General features: G+C 61.5%; 8 protein-coding genes. 7 read left to right on the forward strand and 1 reads right to left on the reverse strand.

Annotation, left to right across the window (positions count from 1 at the left end; translation table 11 throughout):
* Positions 1-27 precede the first annotated feature (27 nt).
* From carB to ACODNH_RS13355, 3 genes are all read left to right on the forward strand, one after another.
* Positions 28-3,279, forward strand: coding sequence for a carbamoyl-phosphate synthase large subunit (carB, locus tag ACODNH_RS13345; protein WP_306704890.1), 3,252 nt, complete (start codon positions 28-30; stop codon positions 3,277-3,279).
* A gap of 111 nt (positions 3,280-3,390) precedes the next feature.
* Positions 3,391-6,411 carry a PAS domain S-box protein gene (locus ACODNH_RS13350; protein ID WP_306704892.1) on the forward strand — a complete coding sequence of 1,007 codons (3,021 nt, stop codon included), beginning with the start codon at positions 3,391-3,393 and terminating at the stop codon, positions 6,409-6,411.
* 224 nt (positions 6,412-6,635) lie between these two features.
* The gene (locus tag ACODNH_RS13355; RefSeq protein WP_306704894.1) at positions 6,636-7,262 is read left to right on the forward strand and encodes a hypothetical protein; all 627 of its coding nucleotides are present in this window, start codon (positions 6,636-6,638) and stop codon (positions 7,260-7,262) included.
* A 219-nt stretch (positions 7,263-7,481) separates the two neighbouring features.
* On the opposite strand, the gene carA is transcribed toward ACODNH_RS13355, so the two are convergent.
* Positions 7,482-8,528, reverse strand: a complete 1,047-nt coding sequence (carA, locus tag ACODNH_RS13360) for a glutamine-hydrolyzing carbamoyl-phosphate synthase small subunit (protein WP_306704895.1) — start codon at positions 8,526-8,528, stop codon at positions 7,482-7,484.
* 102 nt (positions 8,529-8,630) lie between these two features.
* Here carA and ACODNH_RS13365 point away from each other — a divergent pair, with 102 nt between their 5' ends.
* The 4 genes from ACODNH_RS13365 to ACODNH_RS13380 all read left to right on the forward strand — a co-directional run bounded on the left by ACODNH_RS13365 (position 8,631) and on the right by ACODNH_RS13380 (position 12,500).
* Complete coding sequence (locus ACODNH_RS13365; protein ID WP_004518577.1) at positions 8,631-9,044, forward strand: Lrp/AsnC family transcriptional regulator; 414 nt, start codon at positions 8,631-8,633, stop codon at positions 9,042-9,044.
* 73 nt (positions 9,045-9,117) lie between these two features.
* Positions 9,118-9,993: a mechanosensitive ion channel family protein gene (locus ACODNH_RS13370; RefSeq protein WP_306704901.1), complete on the forward strand. Its 876-nt coding sequence runs from the start codon at positions 9,118-9,120 to the stop codon at positions 9,991-9,993.
* A gap of 85 nt (positions 9,994-10,078) precedes the next feature.
* Positions 10,079-11,179, forward strand: coding sequence for an AI-2E family transporter (locus ACODNH_RS13375; protein ID WP_306704903.1), 1,101 nt, complete (start codon positions 10,079-10,081; stop codon positions 11,177-11,179).
* A gap of 133 nt (positions 11,180-11,312) precedes the next feature.
* On the forward strand, positions 11,313-12,500 hold the full coding sequence (locus tag ACODNH_RS13380; protein WP_434530413.1) for a sensor histidine kinase: 1,188 nt from the start codon (positions 11,313-11,315) through the stop codon (positions 12,498-12,500).
* Positions 12,501-12,507: the final 7 nt, after the last annotated feature.

The following is a 12,507-nucleotide window of genomic DNA, read 5'->3' on the forward strand; positions in this document are numbered from 1 at the left end:
TTACGATGTGTAGACTCCGCTCGTACAATGACAGCGGACGAGGACCGTACAATCCTGCTCATCGGCAGTGGCCCGATCAAAATCGGACAGGCGGCCGAGTTCGATTACTCCGGCGCACAGGCGTGTCGCGCCCTTCAGGAAGAGGGTGCCCGCGTCGTGCTCGTGAACTCGAACCCGGCGACGATTATGACTGACCCGGAGATGGCGGACAAGGTGTATCTCGAACCCATCAACACCGAAGCCATCTCTGAAATCATCCGGAAGGAAAACCCTGACGGCGTCATCGCCGGCCTAGGCGGCCAGACCGGCCTGAACGTCACGGCTGAACTCGCCGAGGAGGGCGTCCTCGACGAGTACGACGTGGACGTGATGGGCACGCCACTGGACACCATCTACGCGACTGAGGACCGCGACCTGTTCAAACAGCGGATGGAGGACATCGGCGAACCGGTGCCGCGCTCGACGACTATCACGCTCGACGAGGGCGAGTCGGTCACCGACTTAGACGAGGAGTCGCTCGTGGACCGCGTCGAAGCGGCCGTCGACGAGGTCGGCGGGCTCCCCGTCATCGCACGCACGACGTACACGCTGGGCGGCTCCGGCTCCGGCGTCGTCGACGAGATGGACGAACTCATCGAACGCGTCCGCAAGGGCCTGCGCCTCTCGCGCAACAACGAGGTCCTCATCACCGAGTCCATCTCCGGCTGGGTCGAACTCGAATACGAGGTGATGCGCGACGCCGACGACTCCTGTATCATCATCTGCAACATGGAGAACATCGACCCGATGGGTATCCACACCGGGGAGTCGACCGTCGTCACTCCCTCGCAAGTCATTCCTGACGAGGGCCATCAGGAGATGCGCGACTCTGCGCTGAAGGTCATTCGCGACCTCGGCATTCAGGGCGGCTGTAACATCCAGTTCGCCTGGCACGACGACGGCACGCCCGGCGGCGAGTACCGCGTGGTTGAGGTCAACCCCCGCGTCTCCCGCTCCTCGGCGCTGGCCTCGAAGGCGACCGGCTACCCGATTGCCCGTGTCACCGCGAAGGTCGCGCTCGGCAAGCGCCTCCACGAAATCGACAACGAAATCACGGGCGAGACGACTGCTGCCTTCGAGCCGGCAATCGACTACGTCGTGACGAAAGTGCCGCGCTGGCCTATCGACAAATTCCGCGACACGGAATTCGAGCTCTCGACCGCGATGAAATCCACCGGCGAGGCGATGTCTATCGGCCGGACCTTCCCCGAGAGCCTGCTGAAGGCACTTCGCTCCTCGGAGTACAACCCGGCCGCTGACTTCAACGAGATCGACGACGCGGAACTCGAAACGGAGTACCTCGAAAAGCCGACGCCGGACCGCCCGTACGCGATGTTCGAGGCGTTCTGCCGCGGCTACACCGTCGAGGAAGTCGTCGAAATCACCGATATCAAGGAGTGGTACGTCGAGCGGTTCAAAGAGGTCGCTGACGCCGCCGACGCCGCCCGCGAGGGCGACTACGAGACTGCCGCACAGGCCGGCTTCACCGATCAGGAGATCACGGCGCTGGCCGGCGGCGAGTTCAACGACACGCACGTCTCCTGGCTCCCGGCCGATCTCGATGGAGACGGCGGCGACGAGCCGGAAGTCGAGGCAGCGACCGACGGTAGCGGTGTGCAGATCGAGGACGTCGAGACCGACACGACCGACCGCGACTTCAAGCTCGTCGACACCTGTGCCGGCGAGTTCGAGGCGACGACGCCGTACTACTACTCGACGCGGGACCCGCTGTCGGGTATCGACCGCGACGAGCTCCAGATCGACCCGGACCTCGAAAGCGTCGTCGTCGTCGGCGGCGGCCCCATCCGTATCGGGCAGGGCGTAGAGTTCGATTACTGTTCGGTCCACGCCGTCCGCGCGCTGGAGGAACTGGGCATCGACGCTCACGTCGTCAACAACAACCCCGAGACGGTGTCGACCGACTACGACACTTCTGACGGGCTATTCTTCGAACCAGTCACAGCAGAAGAGGTCGCCGATGTCATCGAAGCGACCGACGCCGACGGCGTGATGGTCCAGTTCGGCGGCCAGACTTCCGTCGACATCGGCCACCCGCTCGAACAGGAACTCGAACGCCGCGACCTCGACTGTGAGATCATGGGGACCTCCGTCGACGCGATGGACCTCGCTGAGGACCGCGACCGGTTCAACAAGCTGATGGCCGAACTCGGCATCTCACAGGCCGAAGGCGGCTCCGCGACCTCCAAAGAAGAGGCCCTTGACCTAGCCCACGATATCGGCTACCCCGTCCTTGTTCGCCCGAGCTACGTGCTCGGTGGCCGCGCGATGGACGTGGTGTACAACGACGAAGACCTCGAAACGTACATCGAGGAAGCAGTTCGCGTGAGCCCGGACAAGCCGATTCTGGTCGACGAGTTCCTCGCCGACGCCGTCGAACTGGATGTTGACGCCGTGGCCGACGAGAACGACGTCCTCATCGGCGGCGTGATGGAACACGTCGAGACAGCGGGCATCCACTCGGGCGACTCCTCCTGTATGATTCCGCCGCGGTCCCAGGAGATCAAGGACGTGATGCCGCGCATCCGCGAGGTCGTCGAGGACATCGCCGACGCGCTCGATACCGTCGGTCTGCTGAACGTCCAGCTCGCCGTTCGTGACGGCGAGGTGTTCGTCCTCGAAGCGAATCCACGCTCGTCCCGTACCGTTCCGTTCATCTCCAAGACGGCTGGCGTTCCAATCGCCAAAATCGCCGCCAAGGTGATGTCCGGCGCGACGCTCTCGGAACTCGACGTGCAGGAGCAGATTCCCGAGCAGGTCTCTGTCAAGGAGGTCGTCCTGCCGTTCGACCGCCTGCCGGGTTCGGATCCGCGTCTCGGCCCGGAGATGAAATCCACCGGCGAGGTCATGGGGACCGCCGGCTCTTTCGGCAAGGCCTACCAGAAGGCACAGATGGCCGTCGGCAAGGCAATCCCGCTTGAGGGAACGGCTATCGTCGACCTGCCCATCCTCGGATTCGAGGAGCATTTCGACGTACAGGACTTCGACGACTACGAAGACACCGACGCCATCATTGACGCCATCCAGAGCGGCGAGGTCGACCTCGTTCTCTCCCGCGACCGCGATGTGCTGGAAGCTTGCGTTGAGGAGACTGTGACGTACTTCTCGACCCACGAGAGCGCTGAGGCGGCACTGGAAGCGATCAACTCCGCTGATCAACCACTCGCTGTCCAGGCCATCGACGAACGGCCAAAGACCCAGCGCGAGTGGGGCGCTGAGTAACGCGGCCGGCCTACCCTCGGGGTCAGATCGCTCCACGCGGTGGCACTGATTCCTGTCATTCGAACAGATCGGCACAAATACTTATTCGTGGGACACGCCCACGTATCATTCATGGCCGATGCCGTACGAGTCCTACATGTTGAGGACGATCCCGAGTTCGCGTCGATGACGGCGGCGTTTCTCAGCCGTACCGACGACCGGATCGACGTGGTTTCGGCAACGTCGGCGAACGAGGGACTCACCCGGCTTAGTGAGGAACCGATCGACTGCGTCGTCTCGGATTTCGATATGCCCCGCCAGGACGGCATCGAGCTTCTGGAATCCGTCCGGGCCGTCGATGAAGATCTCCCGTTTATTCTCTTTACGGGGAAAGGCTCCGAGGAAGTGGCTAGCGAGGCAATTTCGGCCGGTGTGACTGACTACCTCCAGAAACAGCAAGGCACTGATCAGTACACGATTCTGGCCAACCGTATCACTAACGCGGTCGAGCAGTACCGATCACAGCGGGCACTGGACGCGAGCCGGGAGCGACTCTCGCTGTTTATCGATAAGTCACCGCTCGGCGTCATCGAGTGGGACGAGAGCTTTGAGGTGGTTCAGGTCAACGAGAAAGGTGAGGAGATCCTGCGGCGTGGAGAATCGGCGCTCGTCGGCAAGGGGTTTGAGACGCTCGTCCCGGACTCGGAGCTGGATGCAGTCGAAGAGACAATCACGGCTCTACAGGAAGGCAGCGGCGGCTACAACACGGTCCTCGACGTCGAGACCGGCGATGGTGAGCAGATCGTCTGTGAGTGGCACAACCGCATCATCCGAGAGACCGGGGAGACTGTTGCGATCTTCTCGCAGTTTCAGGAGATAACGGAGCGCCGGCAACGACAGCAGCGTATCGAGGCGCTGCACGACACGACGCGGGAGCTGATGCACGTCGAGTCACGCGAGGCTGTCGCCGAACTGGTCGTCGAAACCGCGCGTGATCTGCTTGGATTGCCACTCAGTGCAGTCTTTCTCGCCGACGAGTCCGCCGACGCTCTCAGGCCGACTGCAGTGACTGACGAGGCACAGGCGATTATCGACGACCATCCGACGTTTCGTGAGGGCGACAGTCTCGTCTGGGAGGTGTTCGACTCCGGTGAACAGCGTGTTTTCGACGATGTCTCCACTCACCCCAACCGCTACAACCCAGACACGGACATCAGTAGCGAACTCCTGATTCCACTGGGCGACCACGGTGTGCTGATCGCCGCATCGACCGATGTTGCCGCGTTCGAGGACGCATCGGTCTCACTGATGCGAACCCTCGCTGCCAACACCGAGGAAGCCCTTTCCAGACTTGACCGGCAGCAGGAGCTCAGAACGCTCACCGAGCGCCACGAACTCGCGCTTGACGGTGCCGAACTCGGCGTCTGGGACTGGAAGATCAAGACAGACGAAGTCACCTTCGACGAGCGCTGGGCGGATATGCTGGGCTACTCGCTTGACGAACTCGACCCGACGGTCGACACCTGGGACGAACTGATCCACCCCGAGGATCTCGAACGGACCTACGAAGCACTGAACGCCCACCTCGATGGTGAGACGGAAATATACGAATGTGACCACCGGCTCAAAACGGCGACTGGCGATTACCGATGGATTCGTGACATCGGCAAGGTGTTTGAGCGTGACGAGAACGGCGATCCGGTCCGTGCGGTGGGAATCCATCAGGACGTGACCGACCACAAAGAACGGAAACAGGAACTCGAAGACACGAGCCGCAAACTGCAGGTCATTCTCGACACAGCGCCGACGTACATCCTGATGAAAGATACCGACAGTCGCTTTCTCTTCATCAACAGTGCGGCCCGTGACCTCTACGGGATCGGCGCTGACGAGTCTGTTGTCGGGATGTCCGATTACGATATTCTTCCCGACCACATCGCAGAGCAGACCCACGCTGACGATCAACGGGCCCTCGAACAGCAAGAGACCGTTGAGGTCGAGACGGTAATTCCCGTCGACGGGACGGAGCGGACGCATCTGACGCGGAAGACGCCGATACTCGACGAGGACGGCGAGCCGTACGCTCTCTGTGTCGTTGCGACCGACATCACCGACCAGAAACGGCGCGAGCGGGAGCTGGCCCGCCTCACCGACGAGTACGAAGCGGTGTTCGAGAACACCAACGACGCCATCGCACTCGTCGACATCGAGGGGTCGGCAGACGATCCGACGTTCCGCTACGTCCGGACAAACGAGGCCTACGAACGACAGAGCGGATTCGACACCGAGTCACTGACCGGTCAGACCCCAGTCGAAGCTGCCGGCCCGGACAGCGGTCGTCGAATCGCCGACCACTACAAGCGGTGTGTCTCGGCCGGTGAAACCATCACGTTCGAAGAACGGGACCTCCACCCGACTGGTGTCTGGGAGACGCAGGTGACACCGATCTTCGCTGACGGAGAGATAGATAGACTCGTTGCTATCTCCCGGGATATCTCCGACCGCATCGAGTACCGAGAAGAACTGGAGCGGCAGAACGACCGACTCGAAGAGTTCGCCAGCATCGTTAGCCACGACCTCCGGAACCCGCTTAGCGTCCTCGAAGGCTCACTCGCCCTCGCCAGAGACACCGGCAATGACGAGCAGTTCGACCGTTGTTACCGTGCAATCGACCGCATGAAGGAACTCATCGAGGATCTGCTGACTCTCGCCCGTGAAGGGGACACGGTATCCGAAACGGAACCGCTTGACCTCGAATCGACTGTGCAGTCCTGCTGGCACGCCGTTGAGACGTCTGATGCCACCCTTGAGGTCCCTGCCGAGAGTACCATCTATGCCGACGAGAGTCGGGTTCGCCAACTCCTCGAAAACCTCATCAACAACGCCGTGACACACGGCGGCCCGGCCGTTACTGTCGAGATCGGCACTATCGGTGAGTCTGGCTTTTATGTCGCCGATGATGGCGGCGGCATCCCGGCTGAACAACACGAAACCGTATTTGAGAGTGGCTACACCACTACCGATGGTGGCACTGGCTTTGGTCTCGCTATCGTCAAGGAAATAGCGGCGGCACACGACTGGTCGGTGTCCGTTACTGAGAGCGATACCGGTGGCGCACGGTTCGAGTTCAGGGGCGTCAGACAGGAGTCCTAGAGCAGCCGGGTCCTAACGGCTGTCATCCAAGAGCCAGTTCCTCAAGTATTGCACATCTGAACTGCTGAGCATATATGGTGTCCATAGATAGTACCTAGTTATCTATTGATGATCATCTGTCTTATCCTGGGACAATAATGGCACGTTCGTAACACTCATTTCTGAGGCTATGACACTAGCGGTATGGACCGTGTTGCAATCGCTGTCGCCGCTCCGGGAAGCCGATGATAGAGGACATCACTAAGCGGGCGGAGACAGTCGCTGAGATGGCTCCCGGTGACTCGGTTACGACAGGAGTCCTCGCTGGATACAAGAGTCGCTTCTCCGAGTCACCACCGCTGAACAACCCACCGCTGACGTACCTCGACGGCGCGGAAGCTCCGGCGTATCTCCTGACCAACGGGAAGCGCGGCATCGGGCGCGGGACGAAACGAAAGACCGACTCACCGATCGGCGACCGGCGGACGGTCATTCTGGTTACTGGTCGCCGGACGCTCTGTCTCATCGGGAAAGACGAGGACGACGAAGTCATCGAGATCCCACACGAGGCAGTTGCCGATGTTACCACCAAGTCAGGGTTCCGTGCGCACCGCCTCGCGCTCAGAACCCCACGGAAAATGTACCACTGCTGGGTGCATCGCAAGACCGACAAGACGACTCTCAAAGCAGCTGCCGAGTTCATCGAGACCCACCAGCAGGATAGTCCGGACGCAATCGATGGCGACGACACCGCCAACCGAGTGATGTACCGCGGCCGCCCCGTCGCACCGCAGAACAACACGACCGAAACCGAAGACAGCGACCAGACCACATACTACCGCGGACAACCAATCGACGACGACAGCGACTGACAGACGTGGCTCATGCGTGTGCAAACCGCATTATTGCTCGCGAGTCACTCCGTTCCCCGTCGTCGGGCGGCGATACCGCCCGACTGCCTGCGGGACCGAAGGTCCCGCTCCGCTCGCAATTCGAGGGCCGTTCCCTGTAGTCGCGTCCCTCGCTCTCCTCACGGCTCCTACCGTCGCCGTTCGGATATCTGGAGACCCCTCGCTCCGCTCGGGCTCTCTCTACTCCCCCGCCATCCCTAGCACATCATCAAAGAAGCCGAGCGAATCGTGCGGACCGGGGTTGGCCTCGGGGTGGTACTGGCGCGTGATGATGCTCAGATCATCGTTTTCCAGCCCTTCCGGCGTATCGTCGTTGACGTTGACCTGTGTCACGTCGAGCTTGTCGCCGGGATCGGCGACGGTGTAGCCGTGGTTCTGGGTCGTCATCACGACCTGATTGGAGCGCAGGTCACGGACCGGCTGGTTCACGCCGCGGTGGCCGAACTCCATCTTTTCGGTTTCGCCGCCGAGCGCGTTGGCGACGACCTGCTGGCCGAGACAGATGCCGGCGAGCGGCACGTCACCGACGTATGTCTCGACGAGTTCGCCGGCCTGTTCGAAATTCTCCGGGTCGCCGGGGCCGTTCGAGATGAACAGCAGGTCCGGGTCGACGGCCGCCACGTCGTCCTCGCTGGCGTCGTAGGGGAACACGTGGACCTCGGCGTCGCGTTCGACGAGCGACTCGGTGATAGAACCCTTCGCACCGCAGTCGACCAGCGCGACCGTCGCACCGTCGCCGCCCTCGTTGTGGACCTCCACGTCGTCGACGGAGACCTGCGCGCCGATGTCGGTGTGGTCGGACATATGCTTGCACTCGTGGAGTTCGTCGAGCGCGTCCTGCTCGGTCATGTCCGGCCCGGCGGCGATCCCGCATTTCATCGCCCCCTCGTCGCGGATTTCAGTGACGATATCGCGCGTGTCGAGATGGTCGACGGCCGGGACGTCCTCGGATTCTAGCCACTCGGCCACGTCGTCGGTCATCTCGCGGGCGACCGCCGCGCGCGGGTGGACGCGGTCCGACTCGAAGCGCTCCTCTCGGACGCCGTAGTTCCCGATAAGTGGATAGGAGAACGTCAGGACCTGTTCCTCGTAGGAAGGGTCTGTGAGACTCTCCTCGTAACCGGTGTACGCCGTTGTAAAGACCAGTTCGCCGCGGGCCGTCCCGGGAGCGCGAGCACGCGCCTCGATGACACGGTCGCCTTCGATTGCCACGTATGCGTCAGCCATTACGAGATGCGTATACTATAGTGGGGCATAAGGGTTGCTTTCGAAGACGAATTTCGAATTTCGTAATCCTCAAGTCACGACCGGTGATACTGTCACATCTCGATGGACGACCTCGACAGAGAGATACTCTCGATACTCCGCCGGGACGCTCGGACCCCGTACACCGAAATCGCAGACCGAGTCGGAACGTCGGAAGGGACCGTGCGAAACCGCGTCGAGCGTCTGGTCGATGACGGCGTTATCGAACGGTTCACTGTCGCGACGCGGACCGGCAACGTGAAAGCGATGATCGAGGTCAGCGTCGACGTGAACGTCGACACGGCTGAAGTGTCGGACCGCATCGCCGACTGGCAGGAGGTCGATTTCGTGTGGCAAGTCTCCGGCGAGGAGGACATCGTCGTTGTCGTTGACGCCGCTGACACCGACGCAGTTAACGGACTCATCACGCAAGCCCGTGAGTTGGAGGAGGTTGTGGGTACGAAGACGAGGCTGATTTTAAACGAGCGTGTCGGGTGACGCAGGGCAGAGCCGTAGTCACCACCAGCCCGGGACACCTTGATTTCATATCCGTTGGGCTACGAGAGACGATATGCAGTTCCCGGCGGGTCTGGATATCGACATCATCTCGACGTACGGACAGCTCGCGAGCGACGGGGCGCAGTTTCTCGCCGTGGCGGCGCTGCTCTACGCTATCGGCCGGCTCATCGTTGTGCCAGCGGTCCGGTGGGCGCTGTCACGGACGGCGACGAATAAGACGGTCGCGAGTGCACTCACCAGTGCCGTCCACTTGCTGTCGGTGGTCTTTGCGGTGGTCATCGGGGCTAGCGTTGCGGGCTTCCGGGGCGCGCTCGCGGGGTCGACGCTGCTGGCCGCAGGCATCACACTGGCGGTGGGGCTGGCGGCACAGGACGTGCTCGGGAACTTTGTTGCCGGCGCGTTCATCGTGACCGACCCGGATCTGAACGTCGGTGACGTCATCGCCTGGAACGGGATGCAGGGCACAGTCGTCGACATCGACCTGCGCGTGACGCGGATTCGGACGCCGGACAACGAGCGTATAATCGTCCCGAACACAGAACTGGCAACGAGTGCGGTGACGAACCAGACATCAACAGGCCCAGTGGGTATCTCTTACCGGTTCGGTGTCAGCTACGACGACGATATCGAGACGGTACAGGCAATCATCACGAACGCCGCCCGCGATCTCGATCACGTCTCGGAGAAGCCGGCACCAACAGCCAGAGTCAGCGACCTCGCGTCGACGGCGGTCATCCTGACAGGCCGGATCTGGATTCCCAACGAACGGCGGAATCGACTCGCGTCGGTCAGGGCTGCGTTCATCCAGCAGGTGCAGGAGGACTGCCGCGCGGAGGGTATCGACCTCAGCGACACGAGCCAGCACGAACTCTCCGGCGACATCGGCGTCCACGACGGCGTCAGACCCACACGCGAGCGAACCGAGTAGCTATTTGCGACAGTGTCAGACCCCGTGTTGTCTGCGGAATTCCCAGCGCCCGTACGTTTATACTTGTTCACAAGATGGTATGTATATGGACGAGAAGCGCTTCGTCGTCGCCCTCTTTGGTCTCGCTGTCGCGGTGGTGGTTGGCGTACTCGCATATCAGTTTATCGCGGCGTTGACCGTCTCCGTGTTCCTTTACTACTCGACGCGACGGTATTACAGCTCATTGCGCAGGCTCCGTCTTCCGGCGCGGGTACGTGCCGTCGTCGTCATGGCGTCGCTGGCGATCCCCCTCCTGTTGCTCGTCAGCTATGCCGCCGTCCTCCTCATCGTCGAAGCCCGACAGTTCGTCACCCAGTACGCGCTCGTCGACGTGGCCGCAGCACACATCAGCTGGCTGGACGGCGCGGAGTCAGTGCCAGACCTCACCGTCGAGGGACTGTACAGCGCCTACCAGTCGGGACAGCTCTCGCCATTCGTCGACTTCCTCAGCGAGAACGCGATGGTGCTTACGTCGGTCGCCTCCCAGTTCTTCCTCAATCTGTTCATCACGACCATCGTCACGTACTACCTTCTAGTGGACGGGCAGCGCATTCGCGAGTGGCTGCTCCGATTCGATGACGGGGCCATCATCCGCGAGTACCTCGAAGCCGTCGACGAGGAACTGGAAGCGGTGCTGTTCGGCAATCTTCTGAATGTGCTCGCAATTTCGCTCATCGCCATCGCCGCATTCACCGGCTATAACGTCGTAGCGCCGGCAGCTGTCGAGGTCCCGTATCCGACGCTTGCCGGCGCGCTGACTGGTATTGCGAGCTTGATCCCTGTCGTCGGGATGAAAATAATCTACCTCCCACTGACTGGTATCACTGCGCTCCCGGTGGTGCTTGACGGGCAGTCTTCGCTGCTTGCGTACGTGCTTGGATTCCTTCTCATCGCGGTGGTCGTCGTCGACACAATTCCGGACCTGCTGCTCCGGCCACTTCTCAGCGGTGAGAGCACGCATGTCGGGCTCCTCATGCTCGCGTACACGCTCGGACCAGTCGTACTGGGATTCTACGGGCTCTTCTTTGCACCGATACTACTCGTCGTCGGTATGACGTTCGCGAACACGGCACTCCCCCGTCTGCTCGGCGCGAGCGAACCAGACGGTATCCACCCCGATCAGTTACGACTGGAAGACTTCAGCTAGCCGCCGTAATCGGGCCGGGAAGTCGAACGCGAATGGGGGTTTACGAGTGAACCGTTCTTGATGGCTGTGTTGGGCGTGTACTTTTACCACACAAAAAGAGTATTTATATTCAGGTCGAAATAAGGGGGTAAAAATGGAGTCAAACTCCGACTCCCTTCCCTATCAGGCGCCTCCAGAGGACCAGATCGGGGAGCTACATATAGCGATGCGGCGACTGATGGCCGCCGGAGACCAGTCTACGGTCGCGACAGTCGCGGTCGAGACTGCAACAGCGATTCTCGATTTTCCCTTCAGTGTCTTCTGGGCGGCCACCGACAGCGAACTCAAAGCTGTAACCATCTCTGAGCCACTCCGGGAGCACGTCGAGGTCCGTGCTGACCCGGGCCAGGTGATGCGACACGAGCGCGGGAGTTGGTTGTGGGAACAGTACGAATCCGACGAGACACAGCGAGTTCTCGTTTCGGAAGAGAAAGCCGCAGCGGATGTACCGCTGCACGGGGGTATCACCGTCCCGCTCGCAGAGTACGGACTCCTGACGGCCGGGACGGACGAGCGAGCCGAACCGACCGAACGGGAGGCACAGTTGGCTGATATCCTCGGGAAAAACGCACTCTCGACTCTCGAACGGATCGAACGCGAGCGGGAGCTGAAACGGCAGCGAGACAACCTCGACCTGTTGAATCAGATCGTCCGTCACGACCTCACGAACCACCTTCAGACCATCAGTGGCCGGGCAGAGTTGCTCCGGGACCAGTGCAGTGGCAACGCCTTGGAACACGTCGATGGAATCCAGGAGAGTAGCCGGTCAGCTGCGGAACTGCTTGAGACAGCTGGAAACCTTGCGACGGTAATGCGACAGACGGACTGGGAGACTGAGCCGGTCGCGCTTGAGTCAGTCCTGTCCTCAGTGACTGAGGATATCACAGCGACGTACACCGACGCGCAGGTCACCGTCCCGGATGAGTTCCCGTCGGTACGGGTGCAAGCCGACGAACTCCTGTCCTCCGTGTTTCGGAACGTCCTCACCAACGCCATCCAGCACAACGATTCGGCACCGCCGTCGGTCGCCGTCGACGTAACTGACGACGGTGACGCAGTCAGCGTCACTGTCAGCGACAACGGTCCGGGAATCCCGGACGAGCAGAAACGGACGGTGTTCGAGCGCGGGGAGAAGCGACCGGACAGTGAGGGGACCGGCGTCGGCCTCTATCTTGTCCGAACGCTGGTCGATGCGTACGGCGGCGACGTGTGGGTCGAAGATAACGAGCCGCGGGGGGCCGTTGTCGGACTCACGCTGCCGAAAGCGGCGGATGACATCTGAACCACTG

The organism is Haloarcula sp. NS06 (assembly GCF_051122755.1).
Taxonomy (GTDB): Archaea; Halobacteriota; Halobacteria; order Halobacteriales; family Haloarculaceae; genus Haloarcula.

Bases quoted from the DNA above. Each gene is read 5' to 3' on its own strand.
- ACODNH_RS13375 (WP_306704903.1), top strand. From the start codon at position 10,079: ATGGACGAGAAGCGCTTCGTCGTCGCCCTCTTTGGTCTCGCTGTCGCG.
- carB (WP_306704890.1), top strand. From the start codon at position 28: ATGACAGCGGACGAGGACCGTACAATCCTGCTCATCGGCAGTGGCCCG.
- ACODNH_RS13365 (WP_004518577.1), top strand. From the start codon at position 8,631: ATGGACGACCTCGACAGAGAGATACTCTCGATACTCCGCCGGGACGCT.
- carA (WP_306704895.1), bottom strand. From the start codon at position 8,528: ATGGCTGACGCATACGTGGCAATCGAAGGCGACCGTGTCATCGAGGCG.
- ACODNH_RS13350 (WP_306704892.1), top strand. From the start codon at position 3,391: ATGGCCGATGCCGTACGAGTCCTACATGTTGAGGACGATCCCGAGTTC.
- ACODNH_RS13380 (WP_434530413.1), top strand. From the start codon at position 11,313: ATGGAGTCAAACTCCGACTCCCTTCCCTATCAGGCGCCTCCAGAGGAC.
- ACODNH_RS13355 (WP_306704894.1), top strand. From the start codon at position 6,636: ATGATAGAGGACATCACTAAGCGGGCGGAGACAGTCGCTGAGATGGCT.
- ACODNH_RS13370 (WP_306704901.1), top strand. From the start codon at position 9,118: ATGCAGTTCCCGGCGGGTCTGGATATCGACATCATCTCGACGTACGGA.